Genomic DNA, 23,015 nt, shown 5'->3' with positions numbered 1-23,015 from the left:
CACGGCAGGTCATGGCGGGTCACGGTGCAGCCTCTTCACCAAACCCGCCGCCCAGCGATTTGTACAGCTGAACCAGTGCGCTGGCTTCCTCGCCACGCAGCGAGGCAAGTGCATCGTCGGCTGACAGCAGGCTGCGCTGCGTATCCTGCAGGGTGCCGAAATCGATCAAGCCACCGGCATAACGGTGTTGCGCGAGCTGTGCCGCAAGACGCGCCGAATCAGCCGCCAGCACCAGGCTGCGGGCACGCTCGCGGCTCTTGGCCAGAGCCACCAGGGCCGTTTCAACATCGGCCAGCGCCTGCGCCACGGTTTTCTCCCAGGCAATCAGTGCCTGCTCCTGCAGGGCATTCTGGATGGCGATGTTGCGCCGGATCCGCCCGGCATCGAAGACCGGCGTAGTCAGGCTGGCGAGCAGGCTGCTGCTGGCCGCTTCGGGGCGCAGCAGGGTATCGGTGCTCAGGGCGGAGAGGCCGACATTGCCGGAAAGTTTCAGGCCCGGATACAACTCGGCGGTTGCCACACCGATGCTGGCTGTAGCGGCGGCCAGCTTGCGTTCGGCGGCACGCACATCGGGGCGCTGGCGAAGCGTTTCGGCCGGAATCGTCACACCCAGTGCGGGCGGCGTAAGCGGGATCGGTGCAGCCGCACCGAAGCGTGCTTCGATCTCGCTGCGCGGCAGGCCTGCGAGCACGGCAAGCTTGTTGAGATCCGCTTCCACGGCAGATTCCAGCGCCGGAATGCGGGCACGGGTGGATTCCAGCGTGCTGCCGGCCTGCAAGGCGTCGAGTTCGGTGACCAGCCCGGCCTGCTGGCGCCAGCGCGCCAGTTGCGCGGTCTCGGCCTGACTGGCGAGATTGTCGCGGGCGATCTGCAGACGGGTCTGCTGGGTGCGCAGGTCGAGGTAATTGCGCGCCACCTCGGCAGCCAGCGTCACCCGGGCATCCCGCACGCCGGCTGCGGCCGCCTCGGCATTGGCTTGTGCGGCTTCCACGCTGCGCCGGGTACCACCGAAGAGGTCAATCTCCCAGCTGGCGTCGAAGCCGATGCTGTAGGTGTCGGTCGCCACGCCCTTGCCGGCGCTTTCGCTGCGTCTGCCGCTGATATCGTTGGTGATGCCTGGGTACCGCGCGGCCTCGGCCACGCTGGTCCGGGCGCGGGCCTCACGCAGTCGGGCCTGGGCCGTGCGCAGGTCCGGGCTGGTGGCGAGCGCCGCGTCGATCAGGCCGGCGAGCGCCGGATCATCGAAGCTGCGCCACCACCCGGCTGGAGAGCCGCTTGCAGCGCCGCTGTCCACGGCATGCCAATGGAGAGGCAATACCGGCGCGGGTTCGCGGTAATCGGGGCCTACACTGATGCAGCCGGCCAGCAGACTGCTCAGGAGGCACAACAGGGGGACGCGTCGAGACATCTCAGTAGCTTAGCGGAACTCGAAGATTTCCTGATGAAATGCCTGCGCCCCCAAGCCGTTCTGGCGCCGCAGGAAACGCTTCAAACCATCTCCCCAGCGGGCCGGACCACAAAACCATACGCTGGCTTCGGCACTCAGGCGCAGAGCAATTTCGGCAGGATTGAAACGCCCGTCACGGCTTTCCACGCGCAGCAACAGCTCGACCCCGGCACGTGCGCACAGCTCGGGCAGATCGACCGGGAACAGCGCTTCCTGCTCATTGCGCACGCTGTAGAACAGCACGATCCTCTGTTTTGCCCCGCCCTGGACTGCCAGCGCATCGAGGCGTGCCAGAAACGGGGCAATCCCGATCCCCCCGGCCACCCACAACTGCGGTTCAGCGGCCGTGCCGAAATCGAAGCCACCGAACGGCCCTTCGATCTGTGCCACGTCACCGGGCTTCACACTGCCCGCCAGCTTGCAGGTGTAGTCACCCAGCGGCTTGATTGTGAAGCGCAGACTGCTGCCAGGCTGCCAATCCGAAGCAATCGTGAACGGATGTGGCCCCTCGTGCCGATCCAGGGTCAGCAAGGCGAACTGGCCGGCACGATGACCCGGCCAGCTGCCCGTCGGTTGCACCCTCAGGTCGATGACACCACTGGCATGTTGCTCGATGTGACTGACGCGCCCTGCCACACGCCGCTGACGACCGATCAGGCTGGCCAGTGACATGACGGCCACCCCGCTGCCGAACACGGCCATCAGTACCATCATGGCGCCAAGCGCTGAGGCGCTGATCCCGCCGGGAATGAAGACGCTGTGATACGCGCCCATCAGGAATGCGATCGGGAACAGCTTGTGCAGCTTGCGGAACCAGCTGTAAGGCACGAAGCGCAGCAGCGCGACGATGCCCAGCGCAATCATCAGCCAGGCAGCCGGCTCGGCGAGCTGACGGGCCAGCGCAATCCACCAGTCCAGCGGCGGGCGGGAACCACGCGGAGCGCGAGGTGGCAGGGTGACCCAGCCCCAGGCCACCAGGGTGCGCGGCGACAATTCAATCAGCCAATGCGTGACGACCCACAGCACCGAGCCAATACCGGCCCATTTGTGTTCGACAAACAGTTTGTCCAGCCCGCCCAGCCACTGCTCCAGCCACACCGGCCGCAGCGCCAGCAGCATCGAATAGCTCATCCAGCCCAGCGCCAACGCGCCGCTCAGAATCGTCAGTGCCTTGCGCAGATCAAGGAAGGGGGCGGCAAAAGTCAGGATTTCCGCTGACTGACTCAGTGCCCACAGGGCAGTGATCAGCAGGCTCAAGGGCAGAAGGACGCGTTTCATGATGGGATTCCGTGGGCGAAATTCGGGCCTCGCAAGCCCGGATCGTGTACGGCCGGATCCGGCTTGCGGGGCTCAGGAGGAATGCTGCAGGCTTAACGGCGGCCACCGTGCGCGGCGCCTTTGTCCTGCATGCGCGTCTGCAGCTTGGTGCGCTGCTCGGGGGTCAGGATCTGCACCAGCTTGTTGCCCTGTTCGGCCATGAACAGCATCTGGGCGGTTTCCTTCTGGGCAATATCCTTGGCCAGTTCGGCGGCGCGCTCAGGACTGTATTTGCCGGAAATCACCAGCTGATGCAACGCATCGCGGGCTTCACGCACGGCCTGGCGTTTTTCCTGCATGGCCGGGCGCTGAGCTTCAAACAGGGCCTTGGCCTGATCTTTCTGTGCGCTGCTCAGATCCAGCCCACGCAGCATGAACAGGTGATCGCCGCGCATGCCCGCATCCATCCGGCCGTGATGACCGTGATGCCCATGCGGGCGTTGCTGCACCGATGCGCGAGCATCCTGAGCCGGGGCAGCGGGGGCGCTGCCGGCAGCCTGCTGCGCCCATGCACTCATGGGCAGGGCCAGGGCCACGGCACTGACGGTAAGGAAACGGCGGATGGTGGAATTCAGTTCGGTCATGACAGGCTCCTCTGGGGTTCTGATCGGGTTGATCGGGTGATGCCAGTGTGGGCGCCGGGGCAGTTAAGCTGTGTCAGCCGCCCGTAAATTCTGGTTAAGGAAGCGTAAGCAGGGTTTGGCAGCCATGCCCCGGTCGTATCATGGGCGCCTGTTCTGACAGGATGAATTGAAAATGACCAAGGTACTGCTGGTCGATGACGACACCGAGCTGTGTGCGCTGCAGGCGGAATACCTGCGCGTGGAAGGCTTCGAGGTGGACACCGCAAATGATGGCGAACAAGGCGCCGCCGCCGCCCTCAGCGGCGAACATGCCATCGTCGTTCTGGATGTAATGATGCCGCGCATGAACGGCATCGAGGCGCTGCGCATCATTCGCCAGGCCAGCCGCGTTCCGGTGATCATGCTGACGGCACGCGGCGACGACATTGATCGCGTGCTGGGTCTGGAACTGGGCGCCGATGATTACGTACCCAAGCCTTGCACACCGCGTGAGCTGGTGGCGCGCATCCGCGCCATCCTGCGCCGCGCCGGCAGCGTCGCCAGCGGCCACGAGGCCCAGATGCCGATTGCGGTTGGTCTGCTGAGCTTGCGCCCCGAACAGCGCCGCGCCGAATGGGCGGGCAACCTGCTCGACCTGACCAGCACCGAATTCAATCTGCTTGAAGTGCTCGCCCGCCAGGCCGGCAGCCCGGTCAGCAAGAACGATCTGTCCGAAAAAGGGCTCGGCCGGCCGCTCGCCCGCTATGACCGCAGCATCGACGTGCACGTAAGCAATCTGCGCAGCAAGCTCGGTCTGCTCGCCGATGGCCGTTCGCCGATCCAGACTGTGCGCGGCATCGGCTATCAGTACATCGTGGAGTGAGCGATGGGGCGCCTGTTCTGGAAAATCTTCGCCGGCTTCTGGCTGACCCTGTTGCTGACCGTGATCGGCGTCACGGCCGCGCTGGCCATTCAGGAAGAGGCGCGCCGCAGCGAGGAGAGCGTGCTGGCCGCCGGGCCGCGCAGCAGTATCGCCCTGCGCACGGCCTGGTCGGTCGCCCAGTATGGTGGCGAAAGCGCCCTGCGCTCGCTGCTGGAGAGCTGGCCGGCTCACGACGGCGCTCCACCGCTCGTGGTCAATGAGGAGGGGGCTGACCTGCTCGGCCGCGAAGTGCCCGCCGAGGCGCTGGGCATTGCGCGCGAAAGGCTGGCCGAATGGCACGCCTCGCGGGATGGCGAACGGGTGGGCGACTGGCGCAAACGCGGCGTGCGCGCCTGGCAGGATACCGCCGGGCATGAATGGTTGATGTTTTTCCCGCTGACCGCAGCGCGGGCACCGGAACGCGCACCCCTGCTACCGTATGTGCGCATTGAAGCGCCCATCGCTCTGGCCATTGCGGCGCTGCTCGCCAGCCTGGCCGTCAGCGCCCTGCTTGCCCGCCACTTCTCGCGCCCGATCCGCAAGCTGCAGGATGCATTTCTGGCCGCCTCGCATGGGCAGCTCGACGTGCGAGTGGCCCAGAGCATGGATGGCCGGCGCGACGAGATCGGCGAACTCGGCCGCGAATTCGATGGCATGGCGCAGCAGTTGCAACAGCTGATGGGCTCGCAAAGCCGTCTGCTCCACGATGTGTCCCACGAGCTGCGTTCGCCGCTGGCCCGCCTGCAGGTGGCCGTCGGCCTGGCGCGGCAAAGTCCGGCCCAGGTTGACGCGGCACTCTCCCGCATCGAACGCGAGAGCGAACGGCTCGACGCCCTGATCGGCGAAATCCTGACCCTCGCCCGGCTGGAGGCGCAAAGCGTGCAGCACGCGGATGACTACGTCGATGTCGTCGAGCTGCTCGATAGCGTGGTCGAGGACGCCCGTTTCGAGGCAGAAGGCAGCGCACGGCGCATCGTGTTCACCAGCAGCGTGGATGGCGAAATGATCATCCGGGCACGCGGTGAGCTGCTGCACCGTGCCGTCGAGAACGTGCTGCGCAACGCCTTGCGTCACACCCCTCCGGATAGCGTGGTGGAGCTGAACCTGAGCCGCGACAGCACCATTCGCGCCCTGCACATCACCATTGCAGATGCCGGCGCCGGCGTAGCCGAAGCCGAGCTGGCCACGATCTTCGAGCCGTTTCACCGTGGTGAAAATGCCGGCAGCGGCGGCTACGGCCTCGGTCTGGCGATTGCACGGCGCGCCATCGAGGCTCACGGCGGCCAGGTCCGCGCCCGCAACCGCAGCACCGGCGGGCTGGAAGTCCACATCGACCTGCCCGCAAGCATGCCTTGAGAGCCGCTTCTGACGGGCCTCTTCAGCGTGCCATGCTGCACAGCCTCACGGTACGGACCTGTATGGCACGCCATGCTGAAGAGTGTTGCTGCATGCGGCTCTCCAGATAGCCGGTCAGAATTTCTTCTGCCCAGCGATGCCGCACTCCGGGTGCGCATGCTATCGTCGGCCAAACATACCGATAAAGCATAAAACCCTGGAGAGATCATGGACAAACAGAATCCGGGCGCGGCCTGCGCAGAATCGCGTCCGCCCTTCACCGGCACGACCCCTGACGTGCTGATCATTGGCGGCGGCCCTGCTGGCTCAACCGCCGCCACCCTGCTCGCAGAACGCGGGCATGACGTGGTGATGGTCGAGAAGTCGCAGCACCCGCGCTTTCACATCGGCGAATCCCTGCTGCCGATGAACATGCCACTGTTCGACCGGCTGGGTGTGCGCACCGATATCGAGCGCATCGGCATCACCAAATACGGTGTCGAATTCGTCTCGCCCTGGCATGAGCACACCAGTGACCTGACCTTCGCCGAGGCGATGGACAAATCCTTTCCCTACTCGATGCACGTGCGTCGTTCGGAGTTCGACGAGCTTCTCTTCCGTCACGCGGAGAAACGCGGCGCTCGCTGCTTCGAAGGGCAACGCGTCACCCATGTGGACATGCATGCGGGCAAAGGCGGTGACGAGCGTGCCACGGTCAGGATCAAGGGCGACGATGGCGTGGACACCGAATGGCGCCCGCGCTTCGTGATCGACGCGAGCGGCCGCGACACCCTGCTCGCCAACCAGCTCGGCATCAAACAGCGCAACCCGGATCACAGCAGTGCGGCGCTGTTCGGCCACTTCACCGGAGCCTGGCGTGGTGCCGGCCGGCGCGAGGGGAACATTTCGATTTTCTGGTTCGACCACGGCTGGTTCTGGTACATCCCGCTGCGCGACGGCACGGTCAGCGTCGGTGCAGTCGCTTCGCCGGTGTATTTCAAGACTCGCAAGAGCGATCCATCGAGCTTCCTGATGGAAACCATCGCGCTGGTGCCCAAGCTTGCCGAGCGCCTGAAAGATGCCAGGATGGTCGAACCTGCCACCGCCACCGGCAACTTCTCCTACAACTCGGCCTATTGCCGCGGCGAGCGCTTTGCCATGATCGGCGACGCCTTCGCCTTCGTCGATCCGATGTTCTCTTCCGGCGTCTACCTCGCCATGAACAGCGCATTTGAATGCAGCACAGCCGTTGACCACTGGCTGCGCGGTGAAGCGAAGCAGGCCGAGAAAGCCTTCCGCCGCTTTGAGCGCGTCATCGTGCACGGCCCGAAAATGTTCTCGTGGTTCATCTACCGCATCACCTCGCCGGCCATCCGCAAGATCTTCATGCAGCCCAGCAACGTGTGGCGCATGCAGGAAGCCGTCGTCTCGATCCTGGCTGGCGATCTGTTCCGCAACACACCGATCGGCCCGCGTCTGCTGGGTTTCAAATTCATCTATTACTGCTCCTGCCTGAGCCTGTTGCCCCAGGCAATCAAGACCTGGGCCTGGCGACGGCGGAATCACCGCGAGGCACTGGCCAGTGCCGATGCCGGCAGCACCGACTGAACCCGCAACAGCGCAATGATGTTGTTGCCGTACCACGCTCTAAAGGGCGGTTTCGCGCCGCCTTTGCCCCTGCCATTGCCAATGTCTTGAGTCCGGTCAGGCGGCAGTGTATGGTGAGTCACGACCAGACAGCTCTGTCTGCTCGCACTGTCGGTCAGGACAAGCGCTTGGCCCGATCAACACATGACATGAACAAGGGACGCAACGATGAACCCAGGCAGCAAACTGCTCACTGAAAAGCAGATTCTCGCCGCGCCGGCCGATGAATACATGTCGCCTGCCCAGCTCGCATTCTTCCGCGCCCGCCTGGTCGCCGAGCGCGATGCTCTGCTCGAATCCGCACACAACACCACCGAACATCTGCAGGACTATGTCGCCACGCCGGACCCGGCCGACCGTGCCTCGCAGGAAGAAGATCACACCCTGGAGCTGCGCGTGCGCGACCGCGAACGCAAGCTGCTGCACAAGATCGACGAAGCGATTGCACGCATCGACAACAACAGCTACGGCTGGTGTGAAGAGAGTGGCGAGCCCATCGGCATCGCCCGCCTGATCGCCCGCCCGACGGCCACCTACAGCGTCGAAGCGCAGGAGCGCCACGAAATCCGCCGCAAGATGCAGGGCGGCTAAAGGCAGCCCGCGCATTGCCGGGCTGAAACCCGCCTCCAGCGGACCTCTCCGGCCGCTCTACCCAGAAACCCGCCTGCAGCAATGATCCCGGACGAGCCCGCCTGAAGATCATTGCTGCAGGCGAATCTTCAGGCACCCCGTCGCAGAACTCCTCCGCTGCCTGCACGGCAGGTCGGCAAGCGTTCCTTCTGCCCCTCTTCAGACCAACCAGAGTGACGCGGCACCCTGATGACGTGACAAGGCCAAATATTTACTTTATAACTACATAGCAGTATAGTTTCAACAACTCAACAAGGAGTTGCTCATGGAAATCGTCTGCTCCCGTTGCAAAGCGATCAATCGTGTGCCCACCGAGCGCCTGCAGGATGGCCCGGTTTGCGGTGCCTGCAAACACCCCATCCTGCCACCTGAGCCCGTCGAGCTCACGACGGACAACTTCGACGCCGTAATCGCGCGCAGCGGCCTGCCGGTGATGGTCGACTTCTGGGCCCCCTGGTGCGGCCCCTGCCGCAGCATGGCGCCGATGTACGCCGAAGCGGCCCGGCAACTGCACGGCCGCGCCGTGCTGGCCAAGGTGGACACCGAAGCACAGCCGGCGCTTGCCGCCCGCTTCGGCATTCGCAGCATTCCCACCCTGGCGATCTTCAGGACCGGTCACGAAGTGGCTCGCGAAGCCGGTGCCCGCCCGGCGCCGGAAATCGTGCGCTGGGTCACCCCTTATCTGGAATGAACACATGATGAAACATGCACTGTCCCTCCTCCTGCTGGTCTGGGCTGGCACCGCCGCCGCGCAGACGCCCGCTAACGGCACGCTGGAGGTGGAACTTGCCGGCGTGCGCAACGCCACCGGCAAGCTGCGTCTGAGCCTGTATCGCGCGGAAGATGCATTCCGCAAGGAAGCCCAGGCCTTCCGCGTGCTGGCTGTACTGGCCCAGCCCGGCAAGGCGTTGCTGCGCTTCGAGGATCTGCCCGCCGGACGCTACGCCCTGATGGCTTATCACGACGAAAATGCCAACGACAAACTGGATCTTCGCCTGGGCATGTTCCCGCTCGAAGGCTACGGTCTTTCCAACAATCCCAAGGTCTTCGGTCCGCCCGCCTTCGCCGACAGCGCCTTTGACCAGCCCGCCACCGGCGGCCGGATCAGCGTCCAGCTGAAGTACTGAACCCTTCCGCCGAAAGGATCTGTCATGAATGCACCAATCCGTTTGCTGGTCATTGGCGGGGTCGCCGCCGGCGCCTCCTGTGCTGCGCGCGCCCGCCGCCTGGCTGAACACGCCGAGATCATCATGATCGAGCGCGGTCCGGACGTTTCATTTGCCAACTGCGGCCTGCCGTACTACGTGGGCGGCGAGATTGCCGATCGCAACGCACTGGCCGTGCAGACGCCGGCCTCGCTGAAAGCCCTGCTGAATCTGGACGTACGCACCGGCTGCGAAGCCCTGCAGATCGACCGTACCACGCGTCAGGTGGAGGTGAAATATCTCGCCGACGGACGCCATGAATGGATCCGCTACGACGCCCTGATGCTCGCCCCCGGCGCCTCGCCGCTACGCCCGGCGCTACCCGGCATCGCCGACGCACGCATCCACACCCTGCGCAACCTGCAGGATATGGACGGCATCGTCGCCGCCACCGCCGAAGGCCAACGCGCCGTGGTGATCGGCGCCGGCTTCATCGGCATCGAGATGGCCGAGCAGCTACGCCACAAGGGCCTTTCCGTCGAGATGGTGGAACTGCAGACGCAGATCTTCCCGCAGCTCGATGCACCCATGACGGCACTGCTCGAATCCGAGTTGCGCCATCACGACATCGGCATCACCCTGGGCGACGGCGTGGCGCGCTTCGAGCCGCAGGATGGTCACCTGCGCTGCCACCTCAACTCCGGCAAGCAGCTGGATGCCGATCTGGTCATTCTCTCCATCGGCGTCAAGCCCGACACCGAGCTCGCCCGCGCCGCCGGACTGGAACTCGGCCCGCGCGGCCACATCGTCGTCAATGAATTCATGCAGACCTCGGACCCGGCCATTTACGCCGCTGGCGACGCGGTGCAGACCCGCGACCGCGTGCTCGACAGCCCGGTCAACGTGCCAATGGGCGGCCCCGCCAACCGGCAGGGCCGCGCCGCCGCCGATCACCTCTTCATGCCTGCCACGGCCCGCCCCTACCCCGGTTCGCTCGGCACCGCCATCGTGCGCGGTTTCGAGGTCGCTGCCGGCATCACCGGCTGGAGCGAAAAGCGCCTGGCCACAGCCGGCAAACCGTACCAGAGCGTCACGGTGAACGCCGAGCACCACGCCGGCTACTACCCCGGCGCCAGACCACTGACCCTGAAGATCATCTGGGCCCCCGACAGCGGGCAACTCCTGGGCGCCCAGGTCACCGGCTTCGAGGGTATCGACAAGCGTCTCGACGTACTCGCCACCGCCATTCTCGGCGGCATGACCATCGACGACCTGTGCCACCTCGAATTAGCCTACGCTCCGCCCTTCGGCGCCGCCAAGGATGTGATCAACCTCGCCGGCTTCGCCGCCTGCAACCGCCGCGACGGTCTGGTGCGCCACACCAGCGCATTGCCCGCCGACCCTCAGGTGCAGATTGTAGACGTACGCCCCAAGCCGCTCGCCGAAGCCTTCCCCGTGCCGGGCACGGTCATCAACATTCCCTTCCCGACCCTGCGCGCCAGTCTTGATAAACTCGACCGCAGCCGCCCCGTCGTCACCGTCTGCGCCTTCGGCAAAATGAGCTACTTCGCCGCCCGCCTGCTCGCGCAGGAAGGTTTCGATGTCACCAGTTTCAGCGGCGGCATGCGCGGCAACATCGATCCGCGCTCACCGGGCAAACTGCCCGCAGCCTGAAGAGGAGAGAAGAATGGAACGAGTCGTCGTCATTGGCGCCAGCAATAATCCCGAGCGCTATTCCAACAAGGCCATGAAAATGCTGGCCGAGTACGGCCATGAAACCCTGCCGGTCGCCCCGGCTGTCGCCGAGATCGAAGGCCGCCCCGCCGTCGCCACCCCGGCAGACGTCAAAGGCCCGGTCGACACCGTGACGATGTACGTCGGCCCGGCAAGACAGGGCGAACTGCTCGACGCCATCGTCGCGCTCAAACCCAAACGCGTGATCTTCAACCCCGGCACCGAGAACCCGGATGCCTATACACGCCTCGACGCAGCCGGCATCCCGCACCTCGAAGCCTGCACCCTCGTGCTGCTACGCACCCGGCAATTCTAGATCCTCGCCGCAGAGCCGCCCCCAACAAGACTTTGCAGCCATCCACCCTGAAGAAACGCATCGAACGGCCCTTTCCAGACAGGCATGCCGGAGAGATCCGTCGCATGCGGCTTTGCGATTTCAAATGCCAAAGGCTTAGAATGGCGCAGCGCGGGTGCGAGCGGACGGCCAGCGAGATCGCGGTCGATACCGCCAGAGTGGGTCCCGGGCACAGCGCCCCCCGTCACTTCGCCAGCCGTTGCCGTTCATGGCGGGTCGCTTCGCGCCTCACTCTCCTTGTTTTTTAACCGGGCAAGCGCCCTCGGCAACCAAAGGATGTTTCATGCCAGTACTGATGTTTCTGGGCGTCGCCCTGATTTTTGTGGGTGGCATCGGAACCCTGATTGCCGCATTCAGAACCAGCCTCGTCTGGGGGCTCGCCTGCTTTCTCTTTGCGCCGGCATCGCTGGCATTTCTGATCCTGCATTGGGATGTTGCGAGAAACCCGTTCCTGCTTCAGCTCGCGGGCACAGGTCTGGTGTTTGTGGGGGCGTTTAGCTGAGTCACGCTGGCAGTGCATGCACATCGCGGCACCCGCCAGCTTTGAAGCGGGCCTGTTGCTGGCGATGGCTTATCTCCTTGACGAGCCGAACTACGTACCGGGCACAGCCCGCATGGCGCGCCATTCGGCAACACAATTGCATTTTCTTTACATCCGCTTACAAACGCTGACGCGGCGCTAACACTTTCTTCTCCGTGACGGGCCACACTGCAATCACTGCATTTCGCCACGGAGAAGATCATGACATTCAAGCAAACACTCGCTCTGCTGATCGGCACCATGCTGTTCAGCAGTCTCGCCAGTGCCGCCGACCCCGTCACCGATGCGATGCAAAAGGCTTACGCACCCTATCGCGTCGCCTTGTTCAAGACCAACAGCAATTCTCAGACAGAGGCACAGCAGGCCATCGACCAGGCACGCCAGACCTGGAGCGCCATCGCCACGAAATTCGGTGCCACGCCGCCCGCCCCGTATGACCGCGACACGGAATTCGCCAGCTCGCTGGCGGGAGTCAGCAAGGTCTACGACAAGGCTGCCGCCGAGATTGCGAAGAACGCGCTCACCGAGGCGCATGAAACCCTGGAGCATGCCCGCGACATCATGGCAGACATGCGCCATCGCAATGACGTGATTGTCTATAGCGACCACATGAACGCCTATCACGCCCAGATGGAGCTCGTGCTGAATGATGGAGCCAGAACACTGGCCGGCCCCAATGGCATTCAGGAACTGACCGCTCAGACCGGCGCACTGGAGTTCCTCGCGGCTCGCCTCAAGACAGAAGCCCCGTCTGACTATGCAAGGAACGAGGAATTCAACGCGATGCTCGCGGCTGTCCAGAAGTCGGTGGCAGACCTCAAGGCAGCACTGTTTTCCAATGATGAGGCTAAGGTCAAAGCAGCTTTGGGCAAGGTAAAAGTGCCCTACTCCAGGATGTTCATCAAGTTCGGCTGATTCCAATCGCGACACTCCGGGCAAGGTCGAAGTCCAGATCACGCAGCACTGGATCCCGGTCTTCGCCGGGATGACGCCCCCTATTTTCTCAGGAGACAAAAATGGCCCTGATCCAAGCCACCGCAATCAAGAAGAATTACCGCGTCGGCGAGATCGACGTACCGGCTTTGAAAGGCATTGATTTCGAGATCGAGAAGTCGGCTTTCGTCGCCATCGTTGGCCCCTCGGGCAGTGGCAAGTCGACGATGCTGAACCTGATCGGCTGTCTCGATCACCCCAGCAGCGGCACCTTGCTGGTTAATGACACAGAAGTCGCCAGGCTCTCGCGCAATGCCGCTGCAGCATTCCGCGGCGAGCATCTGGGCTTCGTATTCCAGGATTTCAATCTGGTGCCGGTACTGACCGCCTACGAAAATGTGGAGTACCCGCTGCTGATGGTGCGCGGCTGGGCAGAAAGCAAGCGGCGCGAGCGCGTGATGAAAATCCTCGAAGCCGTGGGCATGGCGGATCAGGCACACAAGCGTCCGGATCAGCTCTCCGGCGGGCAGAAGCAGCGCGTAGCCGTGGCCCGCGCCTTGGTCGGCGAACCCAAGCTGGTGCTGGCCGACGAACCGACTGCGAATCTCGATCACGACACTGCTTACCGCATCCTGAATCTGATGAAGCAGATGCGCGATGAATCGGGCACGACCTTCGTGTTCTCCACCCACGACCCGAAGATCATGGGCGAAGCCGAAGTCACCTTCATCCTTGAAGACGGCCTGCTCTCACGCCAAGGAGCTCAACAATGATCGCCACCCTGAAACTGTCGGCGCGCAACCTGCTGCGCTATCGCCGTCGCACCCTGCTCACAGCGGGCCTGATCACTCTGGGCGTCGTCGCCTTGCTGATCTTCGTGGCAAGTGCCGGTGCCTTCAAGCAGACCATGGTCGGCGAGATCACCGACAGCATGCTCGGCCACCTGCAGGTACACCGCAAAGGCTATCAGGCCGCGACGGACAACTCGCCGCTGAACCTGAACCTGCAACCCAATGCCGTGAGCAAGGTCGAGGACTTCCTCAAGGCCAATCCGGATGTTGCTGCGTATTCGAAACGCGTGAAGATGGGCGCGATGTTCTCCAACTATGCGGAGACCAGTGCAATTCGCCTCAACGGCATCGAACCTGAAGCCGAAGACACTACCGTGCCGGCCCTGCGCAATCGCATCCTGGATGGCGAGAAAATCGGCCCGCTGGTCAAGGAAGGCGAACTGTTGTTGCCAACGCTGCTGGCGCGTGGTCTGAAGGTGAAGGTAGGGGACTCGGTGGTGCTGGTCGTCACCAACGCCTCCGGCTCGGTCAATGCGCGGCCCTTCACCGTACGCGGCATCCTTGATCAGGTGACCGGTCCGGGCGGACGTGATGGCTACATCCACATCAAGGATGCCCGCGAGTTGCTGCGCATGGAAAAACCTGAGGTCATGGAAATCGCTGTACGCCTGAAGAACATCAATATGCTCGAACGCGTGCAGCAAGGCCTCGCCACGCAGCTCGATACGATCCGCAACAAGGAAGACAAGCCGGCGACGGAACTGCACTCATGGAAAGAACTGTCGCCCTTTGCCACCATCGTCAAGATGATCGACATGATGACCCTCTTCATCCGCGTGATGCTGATCGCCATCGTGCTGGTGAGTGTGATGAACGTAATGCTGATGGCCGTGTATGAACGCATCCGCGAAATCGGCACGCTGGCCGCTATCGGCACCAGGCCCGGCAAGATCATGGGCATCTTCCTCGGCGAAGGTCTTCTGCTCGGTCTGGTAGGCGCCGTCGCCGGCGTCGCCATCAGCTATGCACTGGTTGCCATCTTCCATGTCTGGCCCATCAGTTTCACCTTCGGCCGCAACGCGCTGGCGCTGGTGCCGGTGCTGGCTACGGGCGAAGTGTTGCTGGTGCTTGGTCTGGCGATTCTGGTCTCCGCCCTGGCCAGCCTGCAGCCGGCCTGGCGGGCGGCGAACATGGACCCCGTCACGGCCCTGCGCCACGTCTGACATATGCCTGGAGAGCCGCTCTGCGCCAGGCTCTCCGGGCATGCCGCACACACCAGGAATCAGGAGATCCACCATGAAAAAACTCATCGCCCTATCGCTCGCTGCCGTGGCCTTGTTCGCCTCGGCCCTGAGCCAGTCCGCCATTGATGGCGTTGCCATTCTGCAAAAGGTGGACCGCAATCTGGAGCCAGAGAGCTACGAGATGTATCGCAAGCTCATCAACATCGAGCCGGACGGCACGAAGAAGGAATTCGTGCTGTTCTCGGTGAAGAAGGGCAAGGACAACGTCGCCGCACTGTTTCTCTCGCCCGCCAGCGACAAGGGCCGCAGCACCCTGCGCCAGGGCGACAACATGTGGCTCTATGTGCCCAGCGTCGGCAAGCCGATGCGCATCACCAGCCAGCAGTCGATCACCGGCGGCGTGTTCAGCAATGCCGACATCCTGCGCATCGATTACACCGAGGAATACACCGTCACCAGCGCCGAGGACCAAGGCGACACTTACCTGCTCAAGCTGAAGGCCAAGACCGCTGAAGTGGCCTACGACCAGCTGAAGATGGTGGTCGACAAAAAAACCGTGCTGCCGCTGGAAATCGAAGCGTTTGCCAGCTCCGGCATGCTGATCAAGACCTTGCGTTTCAAGGACATCAAAGACTTCGGCGGCGGCATCAAGCGTCCGGCGACGGTCGAAACCGACAGCCCGCTGTACAAGGGCTACAAATCGGTGATGCTCTATTCCGGTCTGAAGAAGCGCGTGGTCAGTGATGAAGTGTTCACACAGGGCTACATGTCGCGCCTGGAGGAGTTGCGCAAATGATCAGGGCATCCGCCGCCATCCTTCTGGCGCTGGCCGCAATGACGGCGAATGCCGAAGAGGAATTCAAGTTCGACGCCAGCGAGTTCGACAAGAAGCCTTACGAATTCAACGGCTACCTCGAACAGAAATTCGAAACCCTGAAACTGCGCGGCGACAGCTCCGCCTACCGGCTGGCCTTTCCCGGCGAACCCGCGCAGGACTGGCTGCAACGCAGCACCAGCACACTGGAACTGAGTGGCAAAGCCAACTACCAGTCGCTGGCGGCCGATGTGCGCGCCCAGGCCAGTTATCAGGGCGACGATCTAGTGCACACCACCAACTATGGCCAGGTCATGGAAGGCGGCCTGCGCTGGAGCGTCGGGCCGGAACTGAGTTTCGATATCGGCAAGCGCGTGCAGCGCTGGGGAAAGGGCTACGCCTGGAGCCCGGTTGGCCTCGTCGAACGGCCGAAGGACCCGTCCGATCCGACCGCCAGTCGCGAAGGCTTCGTGATGGCCAGCGGCGAGTGGACCCGCAGCTTCAGCGGCCCGGTCAGCTCGATCAACTTTACCGGCATGGTGGTGCCGACCAACGACAATCTGAACAACGACTTCGGCCGCGAAGAGGATCTGAACCCGGCGGCCAAACTCTACCTGCTGGCTTTTGATACCGACATCGACCTGATGTGGCGCGGCAAGGGCGCGAAGCCCGAGGCCTTCGGCATCGATTTCTCGCGCAACCTCACGCCCGCGCTGGAAGTGCATGGCGAATGGGCGCGTACGCTGGATGCCCCGCGCAACACCGTCAGCGCCAGCGGCCTCACCAGCAGCGGCCAGATCAATTTCAACTCATGGCTGCTGGGCCTGCGCTACCTGACGAAAAGCGAAGTCACCTGGGTCGCCGAGTACTACCGCAACGGCGCCGGTTACAGCGCCAATCAGCTCGACGATTACTACGCTTTCCTCGACCGGGCGCTCGCCCCCGGCGCATCACCCGCCCTCAGCAGCAAGGCGCGCACGGTGGCGCAATCGGGCTACGGCAAAGCCAATCCCGGCACCGATTACCTGTATCTGAAAGCCAGTGTCAGCGAGCCGTTTGACTGGGTATACGGAGCCGCCTCCGTCACCGCGATGACCAATCTGAAAGACGGCTCCTGGCAGCTTCAGCCGGAAGTCAGCTACACCGGCTTTGCCAACTGGGAACTGCGCAGCCGCGTGATCTTCTTCGGCGGGCAGCCGAATGCGGAATTCCCCACCAAGAGCAGCTCGATGCGCGTCGAGGCTTACGCCCGCTACTTCTTCTGAGAGGCTGTCAGCGGAGTAAATAGGGGTACGTAAGGATTCCGGGCCGCACCTGCGCTCCGACGATCACGGCCCCGCCGCAAAGCCCGGATACGCCATCCGGGCGCCGCAGGCCCTACAATCCGCCCCTGAACCCTTTTACTCAGGATCCGCCGTGTCCCGTCTCGCCGTCTTGCCGCAATACCTTCTGCCCAAACAGGCGCTGACCGAACTGGCCGGGCGCTTTGCCTCGGCACAACTGGGCGGTCTCACCACCCGCGTGATCCGCTGGTTCGTTGGCCGCTATCAGGTGAACATGGCTGAAGCGGCGAACCCGGACATCGCCAGCTACGCCAGCTTCAACGATTTCTTCACCCGCGCGCTGAAGCCCGGCGCCCGCCCGCTGGCGGCTGCCGACTTGGTCTGCCCGGTGGATGGCGCGATCAGCCAGTTTGGCAAGATCGAGCGCGACCAGATCTTCCAGGCCAAGGGCCACCGCTATTCGACGACCGCACTGGTCGGTGGCGATGCCGCCCTGGCCGCGCAATTCCAGGATGGAGATTTCGCCACCCTGTATCTCAGCCCGCGCGATTACCACCGTATCCACATGCCCTGTGACGGACGCCTCACCCGCATGATCCATGTGCCGGGCGAGCTGTTCTCGGTGAATCCGACCACCGCCCGCGGCGTGCCGGGCCTCTTCGCGCGCAACGAGCGCGTGGTCTGCGTGTTCGAGTCGGCGCAGGGGCCTTTCGTGCTGGTGCTGGTCGGCGCAACGATTGTCGGCAGCATGGCCACGGTGTGGCACGGCCAGGTCAATCCGCCGCGCAGCAAGGAAGTGCGCGAGTGGCGCTACGAAGGTCAGCAGATCGATCTGAAGCAGGGCGACGAGATGGGCCGTTTCCTGCTCGGCTCCACCGTGGTGATGCTCTTTCCCAAGGCCACGCGCGACTTCAACCCGGCCTGGCAGCCGGGCGGCGCGCTGCGCATGGGTGAAGCCATGTGCATGAGCGTCGGCGCATCCGCCTGAGCCAAGAAGGAAACAAAACCATGGGCGGCAATATCGGCAGTTTTCTGGGGCTGGTGCTGAGCATCCTGCCCATGTTTCTGGTCTACGCCACGGGCATCTGCATCGCCGCTGTGCGCTGGCAGCAGCATCCCCGCGTATCCGGCCTGTGCCTGGCGGGCTTCGGCTGCCTGATCCTCGGCCTGCTGATCTCGGTCGGGCTGAATATCTGGATGGTCGACGCAGTCGCCGAAGCCGGCTTCAGACCGCAGATCAGCCTGGTGATCGGTCTGGTCACTGCCATCCGCTTCGCCTGCGACGCCACCGGCTGGGGCTTTCTGATGTTCGCGCTGTTCAGCAGACGCAAGGAAGCCTGAAGAGCCGCTCCCGGCAAGTCTTTCCGGGCATGCCGCCTGCTCAGGCGCTTCTGATGCACCTCTCCGGCATAGCCTGCTGAAGACGCCCGCCAGAAGCGGGTCTGCAGCCTACTTCTGTTGCAGTCTCTTGCGGGCTTCGTCCATGCTGCCGTAGTTCTGCAGCTTCTTGTAGCCCAGGCCCTTGAGCGACTCCAGCGCCAGCGCGGAGCGACGCCCCGAACGGCAATACAGGATCACCTCGTCGTCCTTGCTCACCCCGGCCATGCCGATGCGCTGGCTGATCACCTGATGGTCGATGTTCAGCGCGCCCTCCAGATGGCCCGCCGCAAACTCCTCCGGCGTGCGCACATCAATCAGCACGGTTTTGGCCGAAGCGCCCGCACAGGCCAGCCCCAGCAGTGCCGTCAGCAGAATGTGTTTCATGCTTCTGTCTCCTCGATTATCGGGCGGCCGAAGGTCCGGCCTGATCCACATCAACCCGGCCATTCTGGCGCAGCCTGCATAATTGGCTTTTGCCAATAATCAAGTTTGCCATGGCTCGCCCACCCAAGCAGCGCTGCGTCAGTTGCGCACCCGTTTCAGACTACTTCAAGCCACGCGGGGTTCCGCTGCACGCGCTGGATGAAGTCGCGCTGGAGCTGGACGAACTTGAAGCCCTGCGCCTGGCCGATCTGGATGGCCTGTATCAGGCCGATGTCGCCGTGCGCATGGGGGTTTCGCGCCAGACCGTGGGCAACATCCTCGAACGCGCGCATCGCAAGATCGCCGATGCACTCATCAACGGCAAGGCGCTCCGCATCACCAGTCCGGCGCAGCCGCTCATCACTCTCGTTTCCCAATCTTCTGCCCTGAAGGAACCCGCATGAAACTCTGTATCCCCGTCGCCACACCGGATGGCCTCGCCGCTGCTCTGGAAGCCGACTTCGGCGCCGCCCAGCACCTCCTGATCCTCGACAGTGACAGCGAAGTCTTCCACGCCATCGACCGCGCCCAACCCGAAGCCATCAGCGAAGAAATCGTCAGCGGCATCCAGGGCATCCTGTGCAGCGAAATCCACCCGCAGCTGCTGTTCCAGCTGCAGCAGAACGGCATCCAGGTCTTCGGTTGCGAAGCCGAATCGGCCGCCGCCGCACTGGCCCAGTTCCGTGCCGGCGAACTCGAAGCCGCCCCGCTCTTCAACCCCGAGCACGCGGGCGGCGGATGCTGCGGCGGGCACGATCATGCAGCCGATCATGAATGCTGCGGCGGCGCCAACCACGGCGACGATCACGAGTGCTGTGGTGGCAAGGGCCACGACAATCCCGACCACGAATGCTGTGGCGGCAAGGGTCACAACCATGAGCACGGTGCCGGTGGTTGTGGCGGACAGGGGCGCAAGAGCGGCGGCTGCGGTTGCTCGCACTGATCCTTGGCACCCGGGCGAAGCCCGCACCGCCACCGGTGCGCTGGCTCGCCCTCGCCTGTCAAAACCGCCACAGCCTGAGTCCGCACGCCGGACGCTGCCGGCACTTCCTGATCTTTGATCTGGCCGCCCCTGCCGGCAGCGAACCGCAGCGACTCGATCTGAGCCCGCAGCAAAGCCTGTTTGCGCTGCAGGCCGATGCAGCGCATCCGCTCGATGGCGTGGATATGCTGATCGCACGCAGCATCGGCGTCGGCATCCGCGACAAGCTCGCCTTGCGCGGCATCCACACGCGCGTAACGGAAGAAGCGGACCCACAGCGCATCGTGCAGGGCTTTCTGGCGGGCAGCCTGATCACCCGGGCCGCCGAAGCCAGCCCGGCAGGCGGGCGGCGGCAGCGCGGTCTGGCGTGCATGACACCTGCCCTCTGAGTACTCACGTCAGCCTTTCGCGCGCGTGCCGCGTTAGACTCGCACCTGTCTGCGTTGGAGTCATTCCATGTCTGCCCGCTTCCTGCCCTGGCTGTCCTGTCTGCTCCCTCTCCTGCTGAGTGCCTGCTCCACGCTCAGCGAGCAGGAATGCCGCAATGGTGACTGGCGCGCCATCGGCTATCGCGATGGCCAGAACGGCCGCCCACTGGCCCGCCTGGACGAGCACCGCGAAGCCTGCACCGAATTCGGCATCAACCCCAACCAGCGCGCCTATGAAGAGGGCCGCGAACGCGGCATCGCCTTTTACTGCACGCCCACCAACGGCCTGGCCGTCGGCAAGCGCGGCGAGCACTACGCCGGCGTCTGCCCGGACCGGAGCGAAGGCAGCTTCCTCAACAGCTACGAAATCGGCCGCGACATCTATCTGGCGCGCCAGCGTCTGGAACGCCTGGAAAACGACCAGCGCGAGCTCGAACAACGCCTGCGCAGAGCCGACAGCAAGGACGAAGTCCGCTACCTCAGCGGCCAGATGAGCCGCCTGCGCATGGAACGCGATTTCGCCTGGGACGATCTGCATCGCCGCGAGATGCGCGCAGACCGGCTCCGGTACTGAGTTTCAGGGCAGCATGCCGGAAGAGCCGCGCCCCTTGGCACTCTTCAGCACGGCTGCTCCGACAAGTCCGCCACATGCGGCTCTTCAGACACCTCCAGAGGAAACCACCATGGCCATCGAACGCAAACCCATCAACCGCGGCGGCATCAAATCCGCCGGCTACGAGCGCAGCAGCCGCATCCTCGAAATCGAGTTCTCCACCGGCAAGGTGATCCAGCACACCAACGTCGGCGAAGAAATCGCCACCCGCTTCCTCGCCAGCAGCTCCCCGTTCGGCTATTACCAGGACAAGATCGAAGAGGATTATTCGATCAAGCGTTGAGGGAACAATGGAGCGAAGCGGAATTGCGCCATTTTTTTGCCGCAGGGGAAAACATTCATACGGCGCAATTCGCTTTGCTCATTAAGACCTCCGTGAAGCGATGACGAAGTCACAGCACACCGAGCGTACTCAGTTGACCATGGCTCTGGCGGACAGGTGAAATTTATGTTCAACGTCTTAATTGATACGAGCGTCTGGCTCGACCTTGCTGAGAATCAGCGGCAGACACCGCTTGTTGAGATTCTTCAGGCGCTCGTGGACGATGACAAGATCGCTCTGCTTGTGCCCCAGCTTGTGCTCGAGGAGTTCAGAGCGAACCGGGAGCGGGTAGCAGCGAGGAGTGTCAAGAGCCTGAGTTCACATTTCAATCTCGTGAAGGAAGCCGTCAGAAATGCATCGAATGACGCGAAAAAGGATCAAGTACTCGAGTACCTGTCAGACCTTGACCACAGCATCCCGATCAAGGGCGCTGCCACCAAGAGCGCGCTCGATCGGATTGAGAAATTGCTATGCGCTGGCACCCTGCTAAAGACGAGTGACGCCGCGAAACTTAAAGCGGCAGAGCGTGCATTGAGCCGGAAAGCGCCATGCCATCACGAGAACAAGAACAGCATTGCCGATGCAATGTTGGTGGAAACCTACTTCGAAGCAGTGCAGTCAGGCAAACCGCGTGAGCGGTTTGCCTTCGTTACGCACAACAAGAGCGACTTCAGCCTTGTTGGCGGGAACCAGAAGGAACCGCACGTGGATCTGGCTGCAGGATTCAGCAAAATCAAGTCGCTGTATTTCATCACGCTCGCCGACCTGATTCGTAAAATCGATGGTATCTATCTTGAACCAGACGTGCTGAAGGCGATGGGTTACGAATTTGAGCCGCGCGGCCTAAGTGAGATGGTCGCGGCTATGGATGAGCTAACCGAGCAAGTCTGGTACAACCGACACATGAACCTGCGCTGGGATGTCAAGAGCGGGAAGATTAAGGTTGTCACGCGCGACGAATGGGTCAAGGCCGGCTCGAACAACCAAACACATATCATAGACTCGGTATTCGACGGTGCGAAAGCGTCGGCGGCTGACACCATGAAGCGGCTTGGTAGAGCGAAGTGCGGCCCATGGGATGACTTCGAGTGGGGCATGATCAACGGTAAGCTATCCGCGATCCGCTGGATGCTCGGCGACGAGTGGGACATGCTCGACACCTAGAAGGCGACCGACCTATCAAGCCTTGTAGGGTGCGCACCGCGCACGCTGAACCGATGTTCCCGTTCTCTCTCGGCGGCTTTATCTGCCTAGGTGGTGGATGAATTCTTGAAACGGTGCGCAATGCGCCCCCTACAAATTGAACGTCCGCCTCCACATGCGCAGACCACCCGCTCCGGGTCGAAACCCGAAGCCTCCTGCAAAGCACAAGGCCCCGACTCGCGGGGCCTTGTGCTTTCAGGTTCGAGCGCTCAGTTCGGCGCCGATACGTCTGCTTCAGGCTTGGGCGCAACAGGCGGGTGCATCACCTGCGCCGGCACTTCGGCGCGCTCCGTGCCGATGTGCTGCTCGACCGGCGGCAGATTGTGGGCAATGCCCTTGTGGCAGTCGATGCAGGTCATGCCATCGGCAAAGCCCTGCTGGTGCATGGCGGCACCACGACGGTTCTGCTCGGCATAGTCCATCGAATCGTAGTTGTGACAGTTGCGGCACTCCTGCGAATTGTTGGCCTTCATGCGCCGCCATTCGTTCTGGGCCAGCTGCAGGCGCTTGGCCTGGAACTTCTCCGGCGTGTCGATGGTGCCGGTGAGCTTGCCCCACACTTCCTGCGAAGCCTGGACCTTGCGGATCATCTTCGGTACCCACTCTTTCGGCACATGGCAGTCAGGGCAGGTCGCGCGAACGCCGGTGCGGTTGGAGTGGTGGATGGTGTTGCGGTATTCCTGATACACGTTGTTTTCCATCTCGTGGCAGGAGATGCAGAAGGCTTCGCGGTTGGTCCATTCCATCGCGGTATTGAAGCCGCCCCAGAAGAGGATGCCCGCGGCGAAAGCGACGGTGAGCCCGCCGAGGCCGATGACCCATTTCTTCTTCAGCAGACCGCACAGGCGGGATTTAAGACTGCAGGCTTGGGTGTCGTTGCTCATGTTTTTATCCTGTTGTGTCGGGTCCGGGCCCCCATTCATGCTGCGTCGAGCCGGGCACGAAAGGGTTTGGCGTCTGACG

28 protein-coding genes are annotated in these 23,015 nt (G+C 63.2%); 23 read left to right on the top strand and 5 right to left on the bottom strand.

Annotation, left to right across the window (positions count from 1 at the left end):
- Positions 1-19: 19 nt before the first annotated feature.
- The 3 genes from Q9Q94_RS07220 to Q9Q94_RS07210 form a co-directional block, all read right to left on the bottom strand.
- The gene (locus tag Q9Q94_RS07220; protein WP_305979352.1) at positions 20-1,408 is read right to left on the bottom strand and encodes an efflux transporter outer membrane subunit; all 1,389 of its coding nucleotides are present in this window, start codon (positions 1,406-1,408) and stop codon (positions 20-22) included.
- 9 nt (positions 1,409-1,417) lie between these two features.
- Positions 1,418-2,725, bottom strand: coding sequence for a ferric reductase-like transmembrane domain-containing protein (locus Q9Q94_RS07215; protein ID WP_305979351.1), 1,308 nt, complete (start codon positions 2,723-2,725; stop codon positions 1,418-1,420).
- Between the two features lie 92 nt (positions 2,726-2,817).
- Positions 2,818-3,348 carry a Spy/CpxP family protein refolding chaperone gene (locus Q9Q94_RS07210; protein WP_305979350.1) on the bottom strand — a complete coding sequence of 177 codons (531 nt, stop codon included), beginning with the start codon at positions 3,346-3,348 and terminating at the stop codon, positions 2,818-2,820.
- A 172-nt stretch (positions 3,349-3,520) separates the two neighbouring features.
- Between Q9Q94_RS07210 and Q9Q94_RS07205 the strand changes: the two genes are divergently transcribed.
- The 17 genes from Q9Q94_RS07205 to Q9Q94_RS07125 all read left to right on the top strand — a co-directional run bounded on the left by Q9Q94_RS07205 (position 3,521) and on the right by Q9Q94_RS07125 (position 18,042).
- Positions 3,521-4,210, top strand: coding sequence for a response regulator transcription factor (locus Q9Q94_RS07205; protein WP_305979349.1), 690 nt, complete (start codon positions 3,521-3,523; stop codon positions 4,208-4,210).
- A 3-nt stretch (positions 4,211-4,213) separates the two neighbouring features.
- On the top strand, positions 4,214-5,605 hold the full coding sequence (locus Q9Q94_RS07200; RefSeq protein WP_305979348.1) for an ATP-binding protein: 1,392 nt from the start codon (positions 4,214-4,216) through the stop codon (positions 5,603-5,605).
- A gap of 207 nt (positions 5,606-5,812) precedes the next feature.
- Positions 5,813-7,192: an NAD(P)/FAD-dependent oxidoreductase gene (locus Q9Q94_RS07195; RefSeq protein ID WP_305979347.1), complete on the top strand. Its 1,380-nt coding sequence runs from the start codon at positions 5,813-5,815 to the stop codon at positions 7,190-7,192.
- A 207-nt stretch (positions 7,193-7,399) separates the two neighbouring features.
- Positions 7,400-7,822: an RNA polymerase-binding protein DksA gene (dksA, locus tag Q9Q94_RS07190; protein ID WP_305979346.1), complete on the top strand. Its 423-nt coding sequence runs from the start codon at positions 7,400-7,402 to the stop codon at positions 7,820-7,822.
- A 304-nt stretch (positions 7,823-8,126) separates the two neighbouring features.
- Entirely contained in the window at positions 8,127-8,552 is a 426-nt protein-coding gene (trxC, locus tag Q9Q94_RS07185) for a thioredoxin TrxC (protein ID WP_305979345.1), read from the top strand.
- A gap of 4 nt (positions 8,553-8,556) precedes the next feature.
- Positions 8,557-8,988 (top strand): DUF2141 domain-containing protein, encoded by a 432-nt coding sequence (locus tag Q9Q94_RS07180; protein ID WP_305979344.1) that lies wholly within the window; start codon positions 8,557-8,559, stop codon positions 8,986-8,988.
- 24 nt (positions 8,989-9,012) lie between these two features.
- Positions 9,013-10,680 carry an FAD-dependent oxidoreductase gene (locus Q9Q94_RS07175; protein WP_305979343.1) on the top strand — a complete coding sequence of 556 codons (1,668 nt, stop codon included), beginning with the start codon at positions 9,013-9,015 and terminating at the stop codon, positions 10,678-10,680.
- Between the two features lie 13 nt (positions 10,681-10,693).
- Complete coding sequence (locus Q9Q94_RS07170) at positions 10,694-11,056, top strand: CoA-binding protein (RefSeq protein WP_305979342.1); 363 nt, start codon at positions 10,694-10,696, stop codon at positions 11,054-11,056.
- Positions 11,057-11,378: 322 nt separating this feature from the next.
- Positions 11,379-11,597, top strand: a complete 219-nt coding sequence (locus Q9Q94_RS07165; protein ID WP_305979341.1) for a hypothetical protein — start codon at positions 11,379-11,381, stop codon at positions 11,595-11,597.
- Positions 11,598-11,613: 16 nt separating this feature from the next.
- Positions 11,614-11,778, top strand: coding sequence for a hypothetical protein (locus Q9Q94_RS07160; RefSeq protein WP_305979340.1), 165 nt, complete (start codon positions 11,614-11,616; stop codon positions 11,776-11,778).
- Positions 11,779-11,837: 59 nt separating this feature from the next.
- Positions 11,838-12,551: a hypothetical protein gene (locus tag Q9Q94_RS07155; RefSeq protein WP_305979339.1), complete on the top strand. Its 714-nt coding sequence runs from the start codon at positions 11,838-11,840 to the stop codon at positions 12,549-12,551.
- A 101-nt stretch (positions 12,552-12,652) separates the two neighbouring features.
- Entirely contained in the window at positions 12,653-13,342 is a 690-nt protein-coding gene (locus Q9Q94_RS07150) for an ABC transporter ATP-binding protein (protein WP_305979338.1), read from the top strand.
- Positions 13,339-14,583 carry an FtsX-like permease family protein gene (locus Q9Q94_RS07145; protein WP_305979337.1) on the top strand — a complete coding sequence of 415 codons (1,245 nt, stop codon included), beginning with the start codon at positions 13,339-13,341 and terminating at the stop codon, positions 14,581-14,583. The genes Q9Q94_RS07150 and Q9Q94_RS07145 overlap by 4 nt, the downstream gene beginning before the upstream one ends.
- A gap of 73 nt (positions 14,584-14,656) precedes the next feature.
- A complete protein-coding gene (locus Q9Q94_RS07140; protein WP_305979336.1) occupies positions 14,657-15,400 on the top strand; it encodes an outer membrane lipoprotein-sorting protein in 744 nt (247 codons plus the stop codon).
- Positions 15,397-16,683, top strand: a complete 1,287-nt coding sequence (locus Q9Q94_RS07135; RefSeq protein ID WP_305979335.1) for a hypothetical protein — start codon at positions 15,397-15,399, stop codon at positions 16,681-16,683. The genes Q9Q94_RS07140 and Q9Q94_RS07135 overlap by 4 nt, the downstream gene beginning before the upstream one ends.
- A 151-nt stretch (positions 16,684-16,834) precedes the next feature.
- On the top strand, positions 16,835-17,689 hold the full coding sequence (asd, locus tag Q9Q94_RS07130; RefSeq protein WP_305979334.1) for an archaetidylserine decarboxylase: 855 nt from the start codon (positions 16,835-16,837) through the stop codon (positions 17,687-17,689).
- A 20-nt stretch (positions 17,690-17,709) separates the two neighbouring features.
- Entirely contained in the window at positions 17,710-18,042 is a 333-nt protein-coding gene (locus tag Q9Q94_RS07125) for a hypothetical protein (RefSeq protein ID WP_305979333.1), read from the top strand.
- A 108-nt stretch (positions 18,043-18,150) separates the two neighbouring features.
- Here Q9Q94_RS07125 and Q9Q94_RS07120 read toward each other — a convergent pair whose 3' ends face one another.
- Positions 18,151-18,465: a rhodanese-like domain-containing protein gene (locus Q9Q94_RS07120; protein WP_305979332.1), complete on the bottom strand. Its 315-nt coding sequence runs from the start codon at positions 18,463-18,465 to the stop codon at positions 18,151-18,153.
- Positions 18,466-18,575: 110 nt separating this feature from the next.
- Between Q9Q94_RS07120 and Q9Q94_RS07115 the strand changes: the two genes are divergently transcribed.
- The 6 genes from Q9Q94_RS07115 (at position 18,576) to Q9Q94_RS07090 (ending at position 22,013) form a co-directional block, all read left to right on the top strand.
- Positions 18,576-18,908, top strand: a complete 333-nt coding sequence (locus tag Q9Q94_RS07115) for a DUF134 domain-containing protein (RefSeq protein ID WP_305979331.1) — start codon at positions 18,576-18,578, stop codon at positions 18,906-18,908.
- A complete protein-coding gene (locus tag Q9Q94_RS07110; RefSeq protein ID WP_305979330.1) occupies positions 18,905-19,447 on the top strand; it encodes a hypothetical protein in 543 nt (180 codons plus the stop codon). Before Q9Q94_RS07115 ends, Q9Q94_RS07110 begins: the two co-directional genes overlap by 4 nt.
- Positions 19,435-19,875 (top strand): NifB/NifX family molybdenum-iron cluster-binding protein, encoded by a 441-nt coding sequence (locus Q9Q94_RS07105; RefSeq protein WP_305979329.1) that lies wholly within the window; start codon positions 19,435-19,437, stop codon positions 19,873-19,875. Before Q9Q94_RS07110 ends, Q9Q94_RS07105 begins: the two co-directional genes overlap by 13 nt.
- Before the next feature lie 67 nt (positions 19,876-19,942).
- Positions 19,943-20,488: a DUF2799 domain-containing protein gene (locus Q9Q94_RS07100; protein WP_305979328.1), complete on the top strand. Its 546-nt coding sequence runs from the start codon at positions 19,943-19,945 to the stop codon at positions 20,486-20,488.
- A 109-nt stretch (positions 20,489-20,597) separates the two neighbouring features.
- Positions 20,598-20,810: a KTSC domain-containing protein gene (locus Q9Q94_RS07095; protein WP_305979327.1), complete on the top strand. Its 213-nt coding sequence runs from the start codon at positions 20,598-20,600 to the stop codon at positions 20,808-20,810.
- 165 nt (positions 20,811-20,975) lie between these two features.
- Positions 20,976-22,013: a PIN domain-containing protein gene (locus Q9Q94_RS07090; RefSeq protein ID WP_305979326.1), complete on the top strand. Its 1,038-nt coding sequence runs from the start codon at positions 20,976-20,978 to the stop codon at positions 22,011-22,013.
- Between the two features lie 248 nt (positions 22,014-22,261).
- On the opposite strand, the gene Q9Q94_RS07085 is transcribed toward Q9Q94_RS07090, so the two are convergent.
- Complete coding sequence (locus Q9Q94_RS07085; RefSeq protein ID WP_305979325.1) at positions 22,262-22,936, bottom strand: NapC/NirT family cytochrome c; 675 nt, start codon at positions 22,934-22,936, stop codon at positions 22,262-22,264.
- Between the last annotated feature and the right edge of the window lie 79 nt (positions 22,937-23,015).

The organism is Uliginosibacterium sp. 31-16, assembly GCF_030730865.1.
Classification (GTDB): Bacteria; Pseudomonadota; Gammaproteobacteria; order Burkholderiales; family Rhodocyclaceae; genus Uliginosibacterium.
This window is presented reverse-complemented; position numbering and strand designations above follow the sequence as displayed.

Coding starts and splice junctions, on each gene's coding strand:
- Q9Q94_RS07220 (WP_305979352.1), bottom strand. CDS start 1,408: ATGTCTCGACGCGTCCCCCTGTTGTGCCTCCTGAGCAGTCTGCTGGCC.
- Q9Q94_RS07215 (WP_305979351.1), bottom strand. CDS start 2,725: ATGAAACGCGTCCTTCTGCCCTTGAGCCTGCTGATCACTGCCCTGTGG.
- Q9Q94_RS07210 (WP_305979350.1), bottom strand. CDS start 3,348: ATGACCGAACTGAATTCCACCATCCGCCGTTTCCTTACCGTCAGTGCC.
- Q9Q94_RS07205 (WP_305979349.1), top strand. CDS start 3,521: ATGACCAAGGTACTGCTGGTCGATGACGACACCGAGCTGTGTGCGCTG.
- Q9Q94_RS07200 (WP_305979348.1), top strand. CDS start 4,214: ATGGGGCGCCTGTTCTGGAAAATCTTCGCCGGCTTCTGGCTGACCCTG.
- Q9Q94_RS07195 (WP_305979347.1), top strand. CDS start 5,813: ATGGACAAACAGAATCCGGGCGCGGCCTGCGCAGAATCGCGTCCGCCC.
- dksA (WP_305979346.1), top strand. CDS start 7,400: ATGAACCCAGGCAGCAAACTGCTCACTGAAAAGCAGATTCTCGCCGCG.
- trxC (WP_305979345.1), top strand. CDS start 8,127: ATGGAAATCGTCTGCTCCCGTTGCAAAGCGATCAATCGTGTGCCCACC.
- Q9Q94_RS07180 (WP_305979344.1), top strand. CDS start 8,557: ATGATGAAACATGCACTGTCCCTCCTCCTGCTGGTCTGGGCTGGCACC.
- Q9Q94_RS07175 (WP_305979343.1), top strand. CDS start 9,013: ATGAATGCACCAATCCGTTTGCTGGTCATTGGCGGGGTCGCCGCCGGC.
- Q9Q94_RS07170 (WP_305979342.1), top strand. CDS start 10,694: ATGGAACGAGTCGTCGTCATTGGCGCCAGCAATAATCCCGAGCGCTAT.
- Q9Q94_RS07165 (WP_305979341.1), top strand. CDS start 11,379: ATGCCAGTACTGATGTTTCTGGGCGTCGCCCTGATTTTTGTGGGTGGC.
- Q9Q94_RS07160 (WP_305979340.1), top strand. CDS start 11,614: ATGCACATCGCGGCACCCGCCAGCTTTGAAGCGGGCCTGTTGCTGGCG.
- Q9Q94_RS07155 (WP_305979339.1), top strand. CDS start 11,838: ATGACATTCAAGCAAACACTCGCTCTGCTGATCGGCACCATGCTGTTC.
- Q9Q94_RS07150 (WP_305979338.1), top strand. CDS start 12,653: ATGGCCCTGATCCAAGCCACCGCAATCAAGAAGAATTACCGCGTCGGC.
- Q9Q94_RS07145 (WP_305979337.1), top strand. CDS start 13,339: ATGATCGCCACCCTGAAACTGTCGGCGCGCAACCTGCTGCGCTATCGC.
- Q9Q94_RS07140 (WP_305979336.1), top strand. CDS start 14,657: ATGAAAAAACTCATCGCCCTATCGCTCGCTGCCGTGGCCTTGTTCGCC.
- Q9Q94_RS07135 (WP_305979335.1), top strand. CDS start 15,397: ATGATCAGGGCATCCGCCGCCATCCTTCTGGCGCTGGCCGCAATGACG.
- Q9Q94_RS07125 (WP_305979333.1), top strand. CDS start 17,710: ATGGGCGGCAATATCGGCAGTTTTCTGGGGCTGGTGCTGAGCATCCTG.
- Q9Q94_RS07120 (WP_305979332.1), bottom strand. CDS start 18,465: ATGAAACACATTCTGCTGACGGCACTGCTGGGGCTGGCCTGTGCGGGC.
- Q9Q94_RS07115 (WP_305979331.1), top strand. CDS start 18,576: ATGGCTCGCCCACCCAAGCAGCGCTGCGTCAGTTGCGCACCCGTTTCA.
- Q9Q94_RS07110 (WP_305979330.1), top strand. CDS start 18,905: ATGAAACTCTGTATCCCCGTCGCCACACCGGATGGCCTCGCCGCTGCT.
- Q9Q94_RS07100 (WP_305979328.1), top strand. CDS start 19,943: ATGTCTGCCCGCTTCCTGCCCTGGCTGTCCTGTCTGCTCCCTCTCCTG.
- Q9Q94_RS07095 (WP_305979327.1), top strand. CDS start 20,598: ATGGCCATCGAACGCAAACCCATCAACCGCGGCGGCATCAAATCCGCC.
- Q9Q94_RS07090 (WP_305979326.1), top strand. CDS start 20,976: ATGTTCAACGTCTTAATTGATACGAGCGTCTGGCTCGACCTTGCTGAG.
- Q9Q94_RS07085 (WP_305979325.1), bottom strand. CDS start 22,936: ATGAGCAACGACACCCAAGCCTGCAGTCTTAAATCCCGCCTGTGCGGT.